A 16,867-nucleotide genomic window follows, 5' to 3' on the forward strand; every position below is an offset into this window, starting at 1 on the left:
GGCAACCGGCGGTCGGAGCGTTTCGACCGCCGGAGCCCGATGAACGACTGCCAAAAAAAGAATTGAGAAAGAGGGGAAACCAGGACATGTCGCACAAAATCGTCTTTCTCGATCGGGAAACGCTCGACGCCAATGTGCGCAAGCCAAATTTTCCTCACGAATACACGGAATACGCCCAGACGGCGCCCGACCAGATCGTTGAACGCCTGAAGGGCGCGACGATCTGCATCACCAATAAGGTGCCGCTGCGCGAAGCGACGTTGAAGCAGCTTCCTGGCCTCAAGCTCATCGCCGTCGCCGCGACCGGCACGGACGTCATCGACAAGGCCTATACGAGCGGCAACGGGATCGTCGTCTCCAACATTCGCAACTATGCGTTCAACACGCTGCCCGAACATGTGTTCGCGCTGCTGTTCGCGCTGCGTCGCAATTTGGTGAACTATTATAATTCCGTTCGGCAGGGGCGCTGGGGCGAAGCCAATCAATTCTGCTACTTCGACTATCCGATCTATGACATCGCCGGCTCGACGCTCGGCATTATCGGCTATGGCGCTCTCGGCAAGGAAATCGAAAAGCGGGCCACCGCGCTCGGCATGAAAGTGCTGATCAATGACGTCACGGACGTGCCGAACAAGGTCGACATCCCGACGATCCTGCGCGAGGCGGACGTCATCACGCTCAACCTGCCGCTCACGCCAGAGACCAAGAACATGATCGGCGCGAAGGAGTTCGCGTCGATGAAGAAGTCCGCCTGCATCATCAATACGGCGCGCGGCGGCATCGTCGACGAGGCGGCGCTCGCCGACGCGCTCCGCAAAGGCGTGATCGCGGGCGCCGGCTTCGACGTGCTGACGGTCGAGCCGCCCAAGAACGGCAACATCCTGCTCGATCCGACGATTCCCAATCTCATCATCACGCCGCATGTCGCCTGGGCCTCGAAAGAGGCGATGCAGGTGCTGGCCGACCAGCTCGTCGACAATATCGACGCCTTTGTCGCCGGCAGCCCGCGCAACGTCGTAGCGGCGTAAGGAAAGCCGATGCTTCGCTCCCTCAGCCGTCATGCCCGCGCTTGTCGCGGGCATCCACGCGGCGCCTCTCAGGAGCGATTGAAAAATGTTTTGCACCGTTCCGGCGTGGATGGCCGGAACAAGCCCGGCCATGACGTGGCCTGAGGACATCCAATGACCAAAAAACTGCTTTTCCTTTTCGACACCGATCCGGTTCCGAGCGTTTTCGACACGGTGGTCGGCTATGACGGCGGCGCCGACCGCATCATCGGCTATGGCGGCGTGACGCCCGAAAACGTCGGCGCGCTGGTCGACGGCTGCATTTACACGCGCGGTCCGAAGGAAAAACAAAATACGGCGATCTTCGTCGGCGGCGGCGACATGACGGCCGGCGAAGCCGTGTTCAAAGCGGTGAAGAAGCGTTTCTTCTCGAATTTCCGCGTGTCGGCGATGCTCGATTCGAACGGCTCGAACACGACCGCCGCAGCCGGCGTGGCGCTGCTCGCCAAGGCAAGTTCGCTCAAGGGCAAGAAAGCCGTCGTGCTCGCCGGCACCGGCCCGGTCGGCATGCGCGCCGCGGCGATGCTGAACATCGAGGGCGCGGAAGTGACAATCACCTCGCGTCAAAAGTCGCGCGCCGAGGCCGCGGCGAAAGCCATTCAGGAGCGCTTCGGCTTCACGCCCGGGGTGATCGAAGCGTCGGATAACGCAGCGCGCGCCCAGGCCGTCAAAGGCGCTCAGATCGTCTTCGCGGCAGGCGCCATCGGCGTCCCGCTGCTCGACGAGCAGGATTGGCAGAACGATCCGACGATCGAACTCATCGCCGACTGCAACGCGCAGCCGCCGCTCGGCGTCGGCGGCGTCGAGGCGACCGACAAGGCCAAGGAGCGTCACGGCAAGATCGTCATCGGCGCGCTGGGACTGGGCGGGCTCAAGCTCAAATTGCATCGCGAATGCGTCGGCAAGCTGTTTGACGCCGCCGACCAAGTGTTCGACTGCGAAAATATTTATGCGCAAGCCAAAGAGCTCGCCTGACCGAGGAAAGATATGAGCGCCAAGACCGATACGATTGGAAAATTCCTCGACGAACTCGCCAGCGATGCGCCGACTCCCGGCGGCGGCGGCGCGGCGGCGCTTTCGGGCGCCATGGGCGCGGCGCTCGTTTCGATGGTGTGCAATCTCACCATCGGCAAAAAGAATTACGAAGCCGTTTCAGCCGATCTGCAGCTCACTCTCGCCAAGGCTGAAAAGCTGCGCGCCGAGCTGACCGCGGGCGTCGATGAAGACGTCGTCGCCTTCAACACGCTGATGGGCGCCTACGGCTTGCCGCGCGGCACGGATGAGGAGAAGGCGAAGCGCTCGGAGACGATTCAGTCGGCGCTGAAAGAAGCGACGCTGGCGCCGCTGAAGACGTGCAAAATCTGCTATGACGTCATCAGCCTGTCGAAAGAGGCCGCCGACAAGGGCAACCTCAACGTCATCAGCGACGCCGGAGTCGCGGTGCTCGCCGCCAATGCCGGACTGCGTAGCTGCGCCCTCAATGTCTTCATCAACGCCAAGGCGATCAAGGATCGCGACTTCGCCGAGCAGCAGCTTGCCGAAGTCAATGCGCTGCTCGCCAAGGCCGCGGCCGAGACGGAAGCGGTCTATGAGACGGTCAAAGCCAAAATAGGCGGCTGAGGAAGCCGCGCCGCATTGCGAGGAGAGGACTGAAATGGACGTCCACGAGTATCAGGCCAAGGAAATACTGGCGAGCCACGGCGTCGAAGTTCCGCCCGGCACGGTCGCTTTCAGCCCGGATCAGGCGGTCTACGCCGCTACTGAACTCGGCGGCTCGCATTGGGTCGTCAAGGCGCAAATTCACGCCGGCGCGCGCGGTAAGGCTGGCGGCGTCAAGCTCTGCCGCACCTATCACGAAGTGCAGCAGGCGGCGCGCGATCTGCTCGGCAAACGGCTCGTCACGTCGCAGACCGGGCCGGAAGGCAAGCCGGTGCAGCGCGTTTATGTCGAGGTCGCCGATCCTTTCGAGCGCGAGATTTATCTCGGCTATGTTCTCGACCGCAAATTGGAGCGCGTGCGCGTCATCGCTTCGAAGCATGGCGGCATGGATATCGAAGAGATCGCCAAGAACACCCCCGACGAACTGCTCCAGGTCATCGTCGAGCCCGCCGTCGGCCTGCAGCAGTTTCAGGCGCGCGAACTCGCCTTTCAGCTCGGCCTCAATATCAAACAGGTCTCGCGCGCGGTGAAGACGATCATGGGCGCCTATCGCGCCTTCCGCGACAATGACGCGACCATGCTCGAGATCAATCCGCTGGTCGTCACCAAGGACGACAAGGTGCTGGCGCTCGACGCGAAGATGTCCTTCGACGACAATGCGCTGTTCCGCCGTCACAACATCGTCGACATGAACGATCCCTCGCAGAGCGATCCGCGCGAGGCGCAGGCGTCGGAGCACAGCCTGAATTACATCGGCCTCGACGGCGAGATCGGCTGCATCGTCAATGGCGCCGGACTCGCCATGGCGACGATGGACATGATCAAGCACGCGGGCGGCAATCCGGCGAACTTCCTCGACGTCGGCGGCGGCGCTTCGCCAGAGCGCGTCGCGACCGCGTTCCGTCTCGTTCTGTCGGATCGACGCGTGAAGGTCGTGCTCGTCAACATCTTTGCCGGCATCAATCGTTGCGACTGGGTCGCGCAGGGCGTCGTTGACGCGGTGCGCGCCGAAAAGATCGAGGGCGTTCCGCTCGTCGTGCGCCTCGCCGGCACCAATGTCGAAGCGGGCAAGAAGATCATCGCCGAAAGCGGCATTCCGATCATCCAGGCCGACACGCTGGCCGAAGCCGCCGAGAAGGCTGTCGCCGCCTATCAGGGCGCCAAGTAAGCGCCGGAGAACGACACATGAGCATTCTCATTGACGAAAAGACGCCGATCCTGGTCCAGGGCATCACCGGCGACAAGGGCAGTTTCCACACCAAGGAGATGATCGACTACGGCAGCAATGTCGTCGCCGGCGTCACGCCCGGAAAGGGCGGCAAGACTCACCACGGCGTGCCGGTGTTCAACACGGTCCGCGAAGCGGTGCGCGAAACCGGCGCGCAGGCGTCGATCACCTTCGTCGCGCCAGCCTTTTGCGCCGACGCGATCATGGAGGCCGCCGACTCCGGCGTGCGCTTGATCTGCTCGATCACCGACGGCATTCCGGCGCAGGACATGATGCGCGTGAAGCGCTACTTCCTGCGTTTTCCCAAGGATCGCCGGCCGATGTTGGTCGGACCGAACTGCGCCGGCATCATTTCGCCGGGCAAGGCGATGCTCGGCATCATGCCTGGCCACATTTACAAGCAGGGCCCGGTGGGGCTGATCTCGCGCTCCGGCACGCTCGGCTATGAAGCGGCGTCGCAGCTGAAGTCGCTCGGCCTCGGCATATCGACCTCGGTCGGCATCGGCGGCGATCCGATCAACGGCTCGTCGTTCCTCGACCATCTGGTGCTGTTCGACAAGGACCCGGAGACCGAGGCCGTGCTGATCATCGGCGAGATCGGTGGTCCGCAGGAGGCCGAAGCCTCCGCCTGGATCAAGGAGAATTTCTCCAAGCCGGTGATCGGCTTCGTCGCCGGCCTCACGGCGCCCAAGGGCCGCCGCATGGGCCACGCCGGGGCGATCATTTCGGCGACGGGCGACAGCGCCGCGGAAAAAACCGAGATCATGAAGTCCTACGGGCTGACCGTCGCGCCGAGCCCGGCGGAATTCGGATCGACCGTCGCCAAGGTATTGCAGAGCGCCTGAGGAATGCAGCATTGGCGTCGGCGCCTTAGCGCGCCGCCGCCGGGCCGTATTTCGCGAAGCCGTTCATCCTGCGCGGCGTCGTGAGCGCCTAAGGAGTTTTGATGACCGCCGAGACCCAGACATTGAAGAGCCTGTCTTCGACCGGCTTGCCGTCTGCTTACGCGACTCGTTCGGTCACCGAAGCTTCCGACTTCCTGCGCGAGCAATTGCTCACCGTGATTCGCCGTCACACGCCGGAGATCGAGGCCGTCGTGCGCGACTCAAAGGCAGGCGCAGGTCTGGAGCCGCGCCAGATGGCGCGCGCGCTTCAGGCGCAGGGCATCCTGTTTCAACTCGTCTCCATCGCGGAGCAGGCCTACGCCATGCGCCGGCGCCGCCGGATCGAGCGCGAAAAGGGCCACGACAAGCTGCTCGGCACGTTCGATTACGTCTTGTCGAGCGCCGCGGCCTCAGGCGTCGCGCCAGACGAAATACGCGCGCAATTGCAGACGCTGCGCATCCGACCCGTGATCACCGCCCATCCGACGGAGGCGAAGCGCGTCTCGATCCTCGAAAAGTATCGCCGCATCTATCTGCTGATGCGCGAACTCGAATCGACCCGCTGGACGGACCGCGAGCGCGAGGCGCTGGTGAAGTCGATCTATGATCAGATCGAACTTCTGTGGCTCACGGGCGAATTGCATCTCGAAAAGCCCACGGTCGATCAGGAAGTCGCCTGGGGTCAGCACTTCTTTCACGAGAGCATTTTCGATCTCGCGCCGGAGCTTCTGTCATCCTGCGAACGCGCGCTGCGACGCCACTATCCCAGCGAGACATTCGAGGTTGCGCCTTTCTTCCAGTTTGGGTCCTGGATCGGCGGCGACCGCGACGGCAATCCGTTCGTGACGAACGACGTCACCCGCCGGACCATGCGCGAAAACGCCGCGGCGAGCTTGAATTATTATCGAACGCGCTTCGTCGATCTTGCGCGCATGCTGTCGATCAGCCAGCGCGCCGCCGATATTCCTCAGTCTTTCCGCGAGGAGCTGGCTGAACGCCTCGCCGCGCTGCCGGACGGCGCAGCGATCGAAGCGCGCAATCAAAACGAACCTTACCGGCAATTCGTGATGACGATTCTGCGCAAGCTCGACCAGACGCTGCGCGCCGTGAACGCCGAGCCGACGACAGGTCCGCGCTATGCGAGCGCCGACGAACTCATCGCCGACCTGCTGGCGCTCGAAAAGGCGCTCAATGAAGCCAAGAGCGACGCGCTCGCGACCGATCTCGTGCGTCCGCTGCGCCGCGCGGTGGAAACCTTCCGCTTCAGCACGGTGCGCCTCGACATCCGCCAGAACACGACGCGCACGACGCAGGCGCTCGAGGAGCTGTGGCGCCTGAAGACCGGCGGCGAGACGCCGCCCGACCTCGATGCTCCCGAATGGCGCCAATGGCTGCTCGCCGAGCTTGCAAAGCCGCGTCAGACGCCTATCCCGCGCGACACGCTTTCCGCCGATACGCGCGACGTCATCGAAATGTTCGAGGTGGTCGCCGAGATGCGCGTACAGCTCGACCGCGAAGCCTTCGGCGGATTCATTTTGTCGATGACGCGCTCGGCGGTCGACGTGCTCGGCGTGTATCTGCTCGCCAAGGAGGCGGGGCTGTTTCTCGACGAACCCGGCGTCGAGATCCTCACGCTGCCGATCGTGCCGCTCTTCGAGACGATCGGCGATCTGCGCGCCGCGCCGGCGATCATGCGCGACCTTCTGCAGGTTCCAGTGGTGCGCCGCTCGACGCGCTGGCAGGGCAATCTGCAAGAGGTGATGATCGGCTATTCTGACTCCAACAAGGACGGCGGCTTTCTGTCGTCGAATTGGGAGCTGTTCAAGGCGCAGGCCCGCCTCAGCCAGGTCGGACGGGAGCAGGGCGTCGCCATCGCCTTCTTCCATGGGCGCGGCGGCTCGGTGTCGCGCGGCGGCGCGCCGACTGGCCACGCCATCGCGGCGCAGCCGGCGGGCTCTATCCGCGGCCGCTTCCGCGTCACTGAACAGGGCGAGGTCGTCTCGTTCAAATACGCCAATCGCGGAACGGCGGCCTATCAGATGGAGCTTTTGGCGTCCTCTGTGTTCCAGCATGCGCTGAAGTCCGAACGCGAGGAGGCGTTGGCGCCGCACGCGGAGTTTGACGAGGCGCTCGAGGAGATTTCCGGCGCCTCTTTCGCCGCATACGCCAAATTCATCGGCGATCCCGACCTTGTTACTTATTTCCAGGCCGCAAGCCCGCTTGAAGAGATTTCGCTGCTCAACATCGGGTCGCGGCCGGCGCGGCGCTTCGGCGCCAAAAGCCTGGCGGATTTGCGTGCGATCCCCTGGGTCTTCGCCTGGGCGCAGAACCGCCATTCGATCACCGGCTGGTACGGCGTCGGAAGCGGTCTGAAGAATTTCGTTGACGTGCGCGGCGACCGCGGTTTCGAGCTTTTGCGACGGATGTTCGAAGATTCGCGCATGTTCCGGCTCATCATCGATGAGGTCGAAAAGACGCTCGCGCTCGTCGATCTCTCGATCGCCAAACAGTATGCGGGTCTTGTCGCTGACGAAGCCGTGCGAAATAAAATCTTCAAGGCCATCGAAGAGGAATTTGCATTGACGCGCGAGATGGCGCTGCGCGTCACCGGCGGCGTCGAACTGGCGGAGCGCTTCAAGGAATATCAGGCGAGGCTTTCGCATCGCCTGCAGACCATCAACGAGGTCAATCGCGAGCAGGTGGCGCTGCTTCGCCGGTTTCGCGAGGCAAAGGACGAAGCGGAGAAAGAGGCCGTCAAAGTGCCTTTGCTGCTCTCGATCAGCTGCGTCGCGGCCGGCCTCGGGGCCACAGGCTAATTCAACAGGAAGGGGAAAAAATATGAGCTTTACTTTAATCGAGCAGGCCACGCCGCGTCTGCATCGCTCGGAACTCGCCGTGCCGGGCTCCGCGCCGGGCATGTTCGAAAAGGCCGCGCAGTCAAAGGCCGATCAGATCTTCTTGGATCTCGAGGACGCCGTCGCGCCCGACGACAAGGAACAGGCGCGCAAGAACATCATCCAAGGCCTCAACGACATCGACTGGGGCAAGAAGGTGATGACGCTGCGCATCAACGGTCTCGATACGCAATACTGCTATCGCGACGTCGTCGATGTTCTCGAGAATTGCCCGCGCCTCGACATCGTGCTGATCCCGAAGGTCGGGGTTCCGGCCGACGTCTACGCGATCGACATGATGATCACGCAGATCGAGCAGTACAAGAAGCGCACCAAGAAGATCGGCATCGAAATCCTGATCGAGACCGCGCTCGGCATGGCCAATGTCGAGGCCATCGCGCAGTCTTCAAAGCGCCTTGAGGCCATGTCCTTCGGCGTCGCCGACTATGCGGCGTCGACCCGCGCCCGCACCACCGTCATCGGCGGCGTCAATCCGGATTACGGCGTGCTGACCGACAAGGACGCGAGCGGCAATCGCGAATATTACTGGGCCGATCAGTGGCATGCGGCGCAGACGCGCATGATGGTCGCGTGCCGGGCCTACGGCCTGCGTCCGATCGACGGCCCCTTCGGCGACTTCGGCGATCCGGACGGATATATCGCCGCCGCCAAGCGCGCCGCGGTGCTCGGCTATGAGGGCAAGTGGGCGATCCATCCCTCGCAGATCGAACTCGCCAATCAGGTCTTCACGCCGTCCGACGCCGAGGTCACGAAGGCGCGCCGCATTCTCGACGCGATGAGCCAGGCCGCCAAGGAAGGCAAGGGCGCCGTCTCTCTCGACGGCCGCCTGATCGACATCGCCTCGATCCGCATGGCCGAGGCGCTGATCGAAAAGGCCAACGCCATGGCGGCGTAAGCCGCAGCGCTCCCAAAGAGCGGGGCCTATAAAGGGCGAGGAAGGCATGGCGCCACCCTCGCCCTATTTTTGAAGCGTCAAAATTCCTCTTGATTATTTTCAACAGACGCGCGCCCGCCGATCCGGTAGGAAGCAGTCTGACGCAGCTTGCCGGCCACGTTCAGGGAACCGCCATGCGCCAGCTTTTTTCGAGTCTCGCCTCTCTCATGCTGCTGTGTTCCGCGAGCCAGGCGTTCGCCTGCGCCGGCGACGGTCTCGGCCGCGCCGGATGGAAGCTGGATCACAAGGACTTTTCCAATCGCGACAATTTGCCGTTCCTCAGTCCCGGCAATGACAGCCGCGTCAACGCCCAGTTCCTGATGATGGACGCGCGGCCTTGGCCCGTCGACGCGCGAAAAGACGAGGTGAAGCTCGACATCTATCCCGACTATTTCGTGCTTTTCGCGCGTGACGCTTTTGACGACGCCTTCGCGCGAAACTCTTGCGATTATGCGGGCCGGCCCGTCAAAGACGTGACGACGACGCCGAGCGACTTCTTTGACGAAGGCACGCGATGCGTCTCGGCTCAGAGCGGCGAGGACGCCTTTATTCAGGCTGTGCAGGCCGAAAAGGCGCTTAGCGAAGCTGAGCGCGCTGCGCTGATCCGTTCACGCAAGGAGATGACGACCGCTTGCCAAGGAAAGGATGCGGCGCCTAGCGCCTCGAAGGCTTATGTCGCGAGCGCCGACGCATCGGCGGCCGCGCGCGAATTCGCCGCTTATCTTGCCGGCGCAGAATCTTTTTATCACGGCGAATTCGACGCTGCGCTCAACGCTTTTCGCAGCCTCGCGAAAGCGCAGAATGTGTGGCTGCGCGAGAGCGCACGCTACATGATTGCCCGCACGCTTCTGAACAAGGCGTCAGTCGGCGCGTTCGCCGAACTGGACGGCGCGCCCGAGCCAAAAGTGTCGGATCGCCAATCGCTGAAAGCGGCGGAATCCGAATTCAAATCCTATCTCGTCGACTATCCGCACGGCCGTTACGCGGCGTCGGCGCGCGGCCTGTTGCGTCGCGTCTATTGGCTCGCTGGCGACCGGTCGCAGGCCGCGACTGAGTATGCGTGGCAGCTGACGCATGCGCGCGACCCGGGCGCCAATCTCCGCAGTTCAGATCTCGCCGCTGAAATCGACTCGAAACTCGGTCTCGACTCAAAAGACGTCCATGACGCAAATCTTCTTGCGATCGACGATTTGACGATGATGCGGCCTGCGGATGCGTCGCAGAAGAAGTTCTCCGCGGCCGATCTCGACGCGCAGGCGCGAGACTTCGCGGGCCATGAGGCGCTGTTCGCCTTTCTGAAAGCGGCGCGCGCCTACTATGTCGACGGCGACCATGCGACGGCATTGAAGCTGTTGGGGGATCCGACGCCCGGGCCGTTGTCGCCGCCCTATCTGGGTTTCAGCCGCGAAGTTCTTCGCGGCCAGTCGCTGATGGCGGCGGGGCGGTATGCGGCGGCGATCGACCACTGGACGCGCCTGCTGCCGCTCGCCACGCAGCCCTGGCAGAAAGAGGCGGTCGAACTCGGCCTCGCGCTAAGCTGGGAGCGCTCCGGAGAGGTGAACAAAGTCTTCTTGAAGGACACGCAACTGTCGTCGCCGCGGATTCGCGCGATGCTGCTGCGATATATTGCAGGTCCGATCCTGCTGCGGATGGCCGTCGCGGACCCGGCCTCGGCTGAGGAACGCAAGCTTGCGCGCTTCGTGCTTCTCCTCAAAGAGGCGACGCACGGCCAATATGCGGGATTCCTTCGGGATTATTCTGCGGAGGGACTGGCGAAGGACGACGCCGACACCGCACGACCCGGGCAATATCCCAATTACCAATCCAGCGTCCTGCTATGGAGCGGCGGCGCCGACAAGGGCTACGCTTGTCCAGACCTCAAGTCGATTGTCGGCGAACTCGCCGCCAATCCTCAGGACCCGCACGCCATGTTGTGCTTTGGCGACTTTATCCGCGTGAACAGTCTCGACGGCTTCGAGGCGTCCAGGCCGGCGCCCGACGAACTTGGCGGCGGCAAATCCATTTTTCCCGGCGAACCCTATGCGCGTGGCGAGGTCTATAAGAAGCTCATCGGCTCGCCGGCGACGCCTGCGCGCGACCGGGCTTATGCGCTCTACCGCGCGATCAATTGCTACGCGCCGGCGAACAACAACACTTGCGGCGGCAAGGACGTCGAGAAGGCGCAGCGCAAAGCCTGGTATGACCAGCTCAAGGCGCAATATGGCGCGACAACATGGGCGAAAAGCCTGAGATTTTACTGGTGAGGATGTCGCGGTGTATTGCCGCCGCGTGTCTTCTCGCTGTTGGCCTAGTTTGGACAGCGGCGGCCGATACGATTGTGCGCGCGGCGGATTACGACGCCTATTGGCTATGGGCGGGCGTGCGCGCGCGTCCCGAACTCGCTTCCGCCAAGACCATCTATCTGCTTCAGGCTGAAATCGGACCCGATGATTCGGGCGAGATGCGTGTAAAGGCGCAGGGCGCCACCGAGCCGAGCCCTCATACGCAAGCATTATGGCTGGTCTATCGCGTGCGCAGCATCGACTGGACGCCCGCGATTTTTGCGGCGGTCAAGCGTCGGCTTGCCGAGTGGCGCGCCAAGTCGGACAAGGTCATCGGCGTTCAGATCGACTTTGACGCCGCAACGCGCGGCCTGACCACATACGCAGCCTTCCTTGCAGAGCTACGTCGGACGTTGCCGGCGGATTGCGCGCTTGGCGTTAGCGGCCTGATGGACTGGGCCTCTCAGGCCACGCCGGAAGACATTGACAGACTGGGGCGGAGCGTCGACGAGGTCGTGTTTCAGACCTATCGCGGCCGCGCCACGGTTGACCATATCGACGATTACCTGGCGCGCGTCGGGCGTGTCCATACGCCTTTTCGGCTCGGCCTCGCGGAGGGCGCCGTCTGGTCGCCGCCGGAAACACTGGCGCGTCACCCCTATTTTCGCGGCTATGTCGTGTTTTTGCGTAATCCATCGCAATGAGCGAGTCGCGGCGCGCGACTCCGCGCCCGGTTGACGGGCGCTTGAGATGCTGAAAAGACAGCGCCGACGGTTGTCGCAGCTCCGCGGCGCTAACCGTTCGAATTGCCAAAAGAACAAGGTAAAATGCGCGATGTCCGACGATTTCCGCACCCTCCTTCGCGCCATGTTTGACGCCGCCGTCGGCGCTGCGTCGCCAGCGGTCTGCCTGCCGCCATATCTCACGAAAATCGCGCCTCCGAAGGGCCGCACCATCGTCGTCGGCGCGGGCAAGGCGGCGGCCTCCATGGCGGCCGCGGTGGAGGCGCATTGGCAAGGCCCGCTCGAAGGGCTCGTCGTCACGCGCTACGAGCATGGCGCGCCGACAAAACACATCGAGGTGATCGAAGCCTCGCATCCGGTGCCTGACGCGGCGGGACGCGAGGCGGCGAAGCGCATTTTGCAGAAAGTGCAGGGGCTTTCGCAAGACGATCTCGTTCTCGCGCTGATTTCCGGCGGCGGCTCGGCGCTGATGGCGCTGCCGGCCGAGGGCGTCACGCTTGAGGAAAAGCAGGCGGTGAACAAGGCGCTGTTGAAGAGCGGCGCGAACATCTCCGAGATGAATTGCGTGCGCAAGCATCTCTCCGCCATCAAGGGTGGACGTCTCGCGCGCGCCGCGGCGCCGGCGCAGGTCGTGGCGTTGATGATCTCCGACGTGCCGAACGACGATCTTTCGGTGATCGCCTCCGGTCCCACGGTTCCAGATCCGACGACGCGCGAAGATGCGCTCGCCGTCATCGCCAAATATAAGATCGACGCGCCGGCGGCGGTGCTCACGCATCTACAAGACCCCGGATGCGAAACGCCCAAGCCCGGCGACGCCATCTTTGAAAAAGTGCAGAACATTCTCATCGCCACGCCGCAAGGTTCGCTCGACGCGGCCGCGGCTGTAGCGAAGTCGGCGGGGTTCACGCCCTGCATTCTCGGCGACCTCGAGGGCGAGTCGCGCGACGTGGCGCTCGTGCACGCCGGCATCGCGAAGCAGATCGCCCTCCATGGTCAGCCGTTCGAACCGCCCGTCGCCATCATCTCGGGCGGCGAGACGACCGTCACCGTGCGCGGCAAGGGACGGGGCGGACGTGACGCGGAGTTCTTGCTCGGATTGACTCTCGCGCTCGAAGGCTTCGGCGGCGTATCGGCGATCGCTTGCGACACCGACGGCATCGACGGCAGCGAAGACAACGCCGGCGCGATCATGACGGCGGATTCATTCGAGCGCGCGAAAAAGGCCGGCGTCGATCTGAAGGCGCATTTCGCCAACAATGACGCCTATAGCGCATTCGAAAAGCTCGGCGATCTCATCGTAACCAAGCCGACGCGCACCAACGTCAATGACTTCCGCGCGATCCTGGTGCCGAAGCGGGTGTAAATACGCATCTGGCCGAATGTCATTCCCGACGTGCGCGATCGGAGCTCCAGAGTCACAACAAACATATCGAACAACGCTCTGGATTCCCGGTCAGGCCTTCGGCCTGCCGGGAATGACGCGCGCCAAGCGTAGCTCTGCCGACTTTTTGTCGTTCAGCGGACCTTTTCCGCGAGCCAGATTTTTATGAGCGACTGATAGGGCACGTCGCGTTTATTGGCCGCGATCTTGATCTGCTCGAGCAGACTGACCGGAAGCCGCAGAGAAATCGAGGTCGTTGAAGGTTTGAGATTCGGCATTCGAACGCGCTTCGCCTTGCTCCAGTCGACATGTTCCGCGGAGTCGTGACTTTCCCAATAAGCACGTTCGTCTGCTTCGGTTGCGAAAGTCGGCGGAGGAGTCTTAGTCGTCTTGCTCATAGCGTTGTCGTTCCTTGCGACTCATGTCGCGGGCGGAGATAACTCGAATGCGCGTCCCGTTTGAGCGCAGTGTGAATGTGACATGCAGCAATCGAGATGCGTCCGTTCGACCGAGTGCGTGATAGCGTGGCTCGCTCTTGTTGTGAGCCAAGTCGTCCGTCACGATCAGCGGATCATTGGCAAAAATCTGCTCAGCCTCCGCTTGGCTCACGTCGTGCTTTTCGACGCTTTTGCGCGCGTTACCGTGATCCCACTCGAAACCGGCGACATGCTCGAAATTGACCATTTGTGTATATTTCCATAATATACAACAGAGTCAACAAAGCGAAAGGGCGAAATGTTGCGCCAGCAGAGCAACACGCCTAAAGGAAGCGCCATGAACAAGCCTTTGAGCCCGCAACCATTCGATCCGCGCGGCGCGGCGGCGATGTTTGAACGCTATCGCCGCGACGATTCGCCAAAGCCCAAGCAGTGGAACGACACGCTCGATCTCATTCTGGCGCATCGTTCGCATCGGAATTTCCTGCCCGAGCCGCTGCCCGAGGGCGCGCTGGAGATCATCGTCGCGGCCGCGCAGTCGGCGTCGACTTCGTCAAATCTGCAAGTCTGGAGCGTCGTCGCGGTGCAGGACGAGGCGCGCAAGACTCGTCTCGCCGATCTTGCCGGAGGGCAAAAACATATCCATAGCGCTCCGCTGTTTCTCGTCTGGCTCTGCGATCTCGCGCGGCTTGAGAATATCGGGCGCGACAAGGGTCGCGATGCGGCCGGATTGTCTTATTTCGAACTGTTCCTGACCGGCGCAGTCGACGCCGCGCTCGCCGCGCAGAACGCGGTCTCCGCGCTTGAATCGATCGGCCTGGGCTGCTGCTATATCGGCGCGATGCGCAATAAGCCGGAAGAGGTCGCCAAGGAATTGAACTTGCCGCCGAACGTCTTCGCCGTCTTCGGCATGGTCGTCGGCGTTCCCGATCCGGCCGCCAACGCCGCCGTTAAGCCTCGCCTCGGTCAGGCGGCGGTGCTTCATCACGAGCAATATGAATGGGGCGAGGCGCAGCGCGAGGCGATCGAAACGCTCGACGAAAAGTTCAAGGAATTCCAGAAGGAGCAGGGCCTGCCGGATCAGGGGTGGATTCGTCAGGCGCTGTCGCGCGTGCGCGGTCCGGAGGCGTTGAGCGGTCGCGACCGCATTCGCGAAGCCCTCAACGCATTGGGCTTCGCTCTTAAGTGAATCGACAAAAAAGGCTGGCTCATGGACGCCGATGTAAAGAGCGCATACTCAGGCGAGATTTTCGATCTCTGGGACACCTATGAGAAGGTCGTCATCAAAGATTTCATGTTTCACGCGGCGCTCGGCGAAGAGGTCGAGCGCGCCTTGCGCGAGCGCTTCGGAGGGCGAGCCTTCTCTCTGCTCGATCTCGGTTGTGGCGATGCGCATGTCTTTGCGCCGATACTACGCCGTATCCCGCCGTCGAGCTACAAGGGGATCGACCTTTCGGAAACCGCGCTCGCGCTCGCAGCCGATAATTTGAAATCTCTGCCGTGTCCCGTGCAACTCGCGCATAGCGACATGCTGTCGGCTCTTTCCGACGGCGTTTCCTATGATGTCCTCCACAGCAGTTTCGTTCTGCATCACCTGTCGACCGAGGACAAAGCGGAATTCTTCCGCCGCGCGTCGCGGGCGCTCGCGCCCGGCGGCCTGCTGTTGCTGGTCGACACGATGCGCGAGGAAGACGAAACGCGCGATGACTATCTGAGGCATTATTTCGCCTGGATCGAGAAGGATTGGACCGGCCTTTCGCGGGCTGAAAAAGTCGCGATTTTCGATCATGTCTCGACAAGCGACTATCCGGAGCCATTGTCGCTTCTGGAGCAACAAGCGCGCGCGGCGGGTCTCACGCGCTTGCCGGGCGATGTTCCGCATCGCTGGCACCATCTTATGCGCTTTGAGCGGGCTTAACTTATGTCGGATGCGGCCGTCGCAGCCGCGCCAAAGCCGGGCGTGGCGCGCGAGGCTCTCGACGCCGATCGCGTCGTCGCGAAAGTGGCGCGACGACTGGTCCCCTTTCTCGTCACAGCTTTTATCGTCGCCTATCTCGACCGCGTGAACATCGGCTTCGCCGCCCTGACAATGAATGCCGAACTTGGCTTCACGCCGGAATTCTTCGGCTGGGCCGCCGGCGTCTTCTTTATCGGCTATTGCCTGTTCGAAGCGCCGAGCAACTACATCATGCACCGCGTCGGCGCGCGCCTGTGGATCGCGCGCATCATGGTGAGTTGGGGCCTTGTTTCCGCGCTCACCGCCTTCATCTGGAGCGAGGCGAGCTTCGTCGCTCTGCGTCTGCTGCTCGGCGTGATGGAAGCCGGTTTCGCGCCGGGCGTCATTCTCTATCTCACCTATTGGATCCCCGCCGCCCAGCGCGCGCGCGTTCTCGCCAGCTTCCTGATTGCGGTTCCTCTCGCCAGTGCGATCGGATCGCCGATCTCGGGATTCATCCTCGCCTCGCTGAACGGCGTCGGCGGGATCAGCGGCTGGCGCTGGCTGTTCCTGATGGAGGCGTTGCCGTCGATCATTCTCGGGGTCGTCTGTTTTTTCTATCTGCCTGACGGACCTCAGTCGGCGAAATGGCTCACGTCTGGTGAAAAGGCGTCGTTGCGCGCCGTGCTCGAGCGTGAGGCCGGGCGGGATCATGGCGACCATTGGCGCGCGCTCAAGGATGTGCGCATTCTCATTCTCGGCGTCGCCTATTTCGGGATCGTCATTGCGCTCTACGGCTTGAGCTTCTGGCTCCCGCAGATCATCAAAGCCTTCGGATTCGGCGTCATCGCCACGAGTTTGCTGGCGTCCATTCCCTATATTTGCGCCGCTCTCGCGATGTGGGCCTGGAGCCGCAGCTCCGACCGACGGCGTGAGACCGTCGGCCACACGGCGCTCGCCGGCGTCGTCGGCGCCATGGGATTGGCCTGCGCCGCCTACGCGCCGACGCCGTTGCTGTCGATGATCGCGCTGTCCGTCGCCGCTGTCGGCGCGATCGCGGCGCTGCCGACGTTCTGGAGCTTCACGACGCTGGCGCTCGGAACGGGCGACGCCGTGGTCGGCGTCGCGGTGATCAACTCGATCGGCAATATCTCTGGGCTTGCCGGGCCCTACCTCGTCGGTCTCGTCAAAGGCGCGACGGGCGAATTTTCTGACGCGCTGCTCGCGCTCGCCCTGGGGCCGCTGATTGCGGCTTTGCTGATTCTCCGCATCGGCAGGGTCAGCCTTCGATTTCTTCGCGCCTGATGTCTCGCTGCGGCCATTTCTCGGCGCCGGAGAGTGGCTTTCGCCGCGGCGAAAGCCACTCTCGTTGCGACTGACTGGGCGTTCGCCAACGCC

Annotated in this window: 15 protein-coding genes; 13 read left to right on the forward strand and 2 right to left on the reverse strand. The window is 62.8% G+C overall.

The genetic code is table 11. From position 1 onward, the window contains the following. The first annotated feature begins 86 nt into the window (after nucleotides 1–86). The 10 genes from HUN39_RS02065 to HUN39_RS02110 all read left to right on the forward strand — a co-directional run bounded on the left by HUN39_RS02065 (nucleotide 87) and on the right by HUN39_RS02110 (nucleotide 13,078). Nucleotides 87–1,028 (forward strand): D-2-hydroxyacid dehydrogenase, encoded by a 942-nt coding sequence (locus HUN39_RS02065; RefSeq protein WP_175092861.1) that lies wholly within the window; start codon nucleotides 87–89, stop codon nucleotides 1,026–1,028. A gap of 153 nt (nucleotides 1,029–1,181) precedes the next feature. Next, on the forward strand, nucleotides 1,182–2,042 hold the full coding sequence (locus tag HUN39_RS02070) for an NADP-dependent methylenetetrahydromethanopterin/methylenetetrahydrofolate dehydrogenase (protein ID WP_175092862.1): 861 nt from the start codon (nucleotides 1,182–1,184) through the stop codon (nucleotides 2,040–2,042). A gap of 12 nt (nucleotides 2,043–2,054) precedes the next feature. Then, a complete protein-coding gene (fchA, locus tag HUN39_RS02075) occupies nucleotides 2,055–2,687 on the forward strand; it encodes a methenyltetrahydrofolate cyclohydrolase (RefSeq protein ID WP_175092863.1) in 633 nt (210 codons plus the stop codon). A gap of 34 nt (nucleotides 2,688–2,721) precedes the next feature. Continuing rightward, complete coding sequence (locus HUN39_RS02080) at nucleotides 2,722–3,894, forward strand: malate--CoA ligase subunit beta (protein ID WP_018405889.1); 1,173 nt, start codon at nucleotides 2,722–2,724, stop codon at nucleotides 3,892–3,894. Nucleotides 3,895–3,911: 17 nt separating this feature from the next. After that, nucleotides 3,912–4,799 carry a succinate--CoA ligase subunit alpha gene (gene sucD, locus HUN39_RS02085; RefSeq protein WP_175092864.1) on the forward strand — a complete coding sequence of 296 codons (888 nt, stop codon included), beginning with the start codon at nucleotides 3,912–3,914 and terminating at the stop codon, nucleotides 4,797–4,799. Between the two features lie 101 nt (nucleotides 4,800–4,900). Then, nucleotides 4,901–7,654: a phosphoenolpyruvate carboxylase gene (locus HUN39_RS02090; RefSeq protein ID WP_175092865.1), complete on the forward strand. Its 2,754-nt coding sequence runs from the start codon at nucleotides 4,901–4,903 to the stop codon at nucleotides 7,652–7,654. Nucleotides 7,655–7,676: 22 nt separating this feature from the next. After that, entirely contained in the window at nucleotides 7,677–8,648 is a 972-nt protein-coding gene (locus HUN39_RS02095) for an HpcH/HpaI aldolase/citrate lyase family protein (RefSeq protein ID WP_175092866.1), read from the forward strand. 173 nt (nucleotides 8,649–8,821) lie between these two features. Beyond that, nucleotides 8,822–10,951 (forward strand): hypothetical protein, encoded by a 2,130-nt coding sequence (locus HUN39_RS02100; protein ID WP_175092867.1) that lies wholly within the window; start codon nucleotides 8,822–8,824, stop codon nucleotides 10,949–10,951. A gap of 74 nt (nucleotides 10,952–11,025) precedes the next feature. Beyond that, nucleotides 11,026–11,673, forward strand: coding sequence for a DUF3142 domain-containing protein (locus HUN39_RS02105; RefSeq protein WP_332310707.1), 648 nt, complete (start codon nucleotides 11,026–11,028; stop codon nucleotides 11,671–11,673). A gap of 130 nt (nucleotides 11,674–11,803) precedes the next feature. Continuing rightward, nucleotides 11,804–13,078 carry a glycerate kinase type-2 family protein gene (locus HUN39_RS02110; RefSeq protein ID WP_175092869.1) on the forward strand — a complete coding sequence of 425 codons (1,275 nt, stop codon included), beginning with the start codon at nucleotides 11,804–11,806 and terminating at the stop codon, nucleotides 13,076–13,078. A gap of 152 nt (nucleotides 13,079–13,230) precedes the next feature. Here the strand turns inward: HUN39_RS02110 and HUN39_RS02115 are convergent, their stop codons facing one another. Together HUN39_RS02115 and HUN39_RS02120 are read right to left on the reverse strand one after the other, a co-directional pair. After that, nucleotides 13,231–13,494 (reverse strand): BrnA antitoxin family protein, encoded by a 264-nt coding sequence (locus HUN39_RS02115; protein ID WP_018405882.1) that lies wholly within the window; start codon nucleotides 13,492–13,494, stop codon nucleotides 13,231–13,233. Then, nucleotides 13,478–13,780 (reverse strand): BrnT family toxin, encoded by a 303-nt coding sequence (locus tag HUN39_RS02120; protein ID WP_109025179.1) that lies wholly within the window; start codon nucleotides 13,778–13,780, stop codon nucleotides 13,478–13,480. Before HUN39_RS02120 ends, HUN39_RS02115 begins: the two co-directional genes overlap by 17 nt. Nucleotides 13,781–13,870: 90 nt before the next feature. Here HUN39_RS02120 and HUN39_RS02125 point away from each other — a divergent pair, with 90 nt between their 5' ends. From HUN39_RS02125 to HUN39_RS02135, 3 genes are read left to right on the forward strand one after another with little or no spacing between them, the layout of a single operon-like run. Continuing rightward, nucleotides 13,871–14,722 (forward strand): NADPH-dependent oxidoreductase, encoded by an 852-nt coding sequence (locus tag HUN39_RS02125; protein ID WP_175092870.1) that lies wholly within the window; start codon nucleotides 13,871–13,873, stop codon nucleotides 14,720–14,722. Nucleotides 14,723–14,743: 21 nt separating this feature from the next. Then, the gene (locus tag HUN39_RS02130; RefSeq protein WP_175092871.1) at nucleotides 14,744–15,451 is read left to right on the forward strand and encodes a class I SAM-dependent methyltransferase; all 708 of its coding nucleotides are present in this window, start codon (nucleotides 14,744–14,746) and stop codon (nucleotides 15,449–15,451) included. 3 nt (nucleotides 15,452–15,454) lie between these two features. Continuing rightward, complete coding sequence (locus HUN39_RS02135) at nucleotides 15,455–16,774, forward strand: MFS transporter (RefSeq protein WP_175092872.1); 1,320 nt, start codon at nucleotides 15,455–15,457, stop codon at nucleotides 16,772–16,774. Nucleotides 16,775–16,867 lie beyond the last annotated feature (93 nt).

The sequence above is a fragment of the Methylocystis silviterrae genome, from assembly GCF_013350005.1.
Lineage (GTDB): Bacteria > Pseudomonadota > Alphaproteobacteria > Rhizobiales > Beijerinckiaceae > Methylocystis > Methylocystis silviterrae.

Excerpts from the sequence above, each read along its gene's own strand:
- HUN39_RS02065 (WP_175092861.1), top strand. The coding sequence starts at position 87 with ATGTCGCACAAAATCGTCTTTCTCGATCGGGAAACGCTCGACGCCAAT.
- HUN39_RS02070 (WP_175092862.1), top strand. The coding sequence starts at position 1,182 with ATGACCAAAAAACTGCTTTTCCTTTTCGACACCGATCCGGTTCCGAGC.
- fchA (WP_175092863.1), top strand. The coding sequence starts at position 2,055 with ATGAGCGCCAAGACCGATACGATTGGAAAATTCCTCGACGAACTCGCC.
- HUN39_RS02080 (WP_018405889.1), top strand. The coding sequence starts at position 2,722 with ATGGACGTCCACGAGTATCAGGCCAAGGAAATACTGGCGAGCCACGGC.
- sucD (WP_175092864.1), top strand. The coding sequence starts at position 3,912 with ATGAGCATTCTCATTGACGAAAAGACGCCGATCCTGGTCCAGGGCATC.
- HUN39_RS02090 (WP_175092865.1), top strand. The coding sequence starts at position 4,901 with ATGACCGCCGAGACCCAGACATTGAAGAGCCTGTCTTCGACCGGCTTG.
- HUN39_RS02095 (WP_175092866.1), top strand. The coding sequence starts at position 7,677 with ATGAGCTTTACTTTAATCGAGCAGGCCACGCCGCGTCTGCATCGCTCG.
- HUN39_RS02100 (WP_175092867.1), top strand. The coding sequence starts at position 8,822 with ATGCGCCAGCTTTTTTCGAGTCTCGCCTCTCTCATGCTGCTGTGTTCC.
- HUN39_RS02110 (WP_175092869.1), top strand. The coding sequence starts at position 11,804 with ATGTCCGACGATTTCCGCACCCTCCTTCGCGCCATGTTTGACGCCGCC.
- HUN39_RS02115 (WP_018405882.1), bottom strand. The coding sequence starts at position 13,494 with ATGAGCAAGACGACTAAGACTCCTCCGCCGACTTTCGCAACCGAAGCA.
- HUN39_RS02120 (WP_109025179.1), bottom strand. The coding sequence starts at position 13,780 with ATGGTCAATTTCGAGCATGTCGCCGGTTTCGAGTGGGATCACGGTAAC.
- HUN39_RS02125 (WP_175092870.1), top strand. The coding sequence starts at position 13,871 with ATGAACAAGCCTTTGAGCCCGCAACCATTCGATCCGCGCGGCGCGGCG.
- HUN39_RS02130 (WP_175092871.1), top strand. The coding sequence starts at position 14,744 with ATGGACGCCGATGTAAAGAGCGCATACTCAGGCGAGATTTTCGATCTC.
- HUN39_RS02135 (WP_175092872.1), top strand. The coding sequence starts at position 15,455 with ATGTCGGATGCGGCCGTCGCAGCCGCGCCAAAGCCGGGCGTGGCGCGC.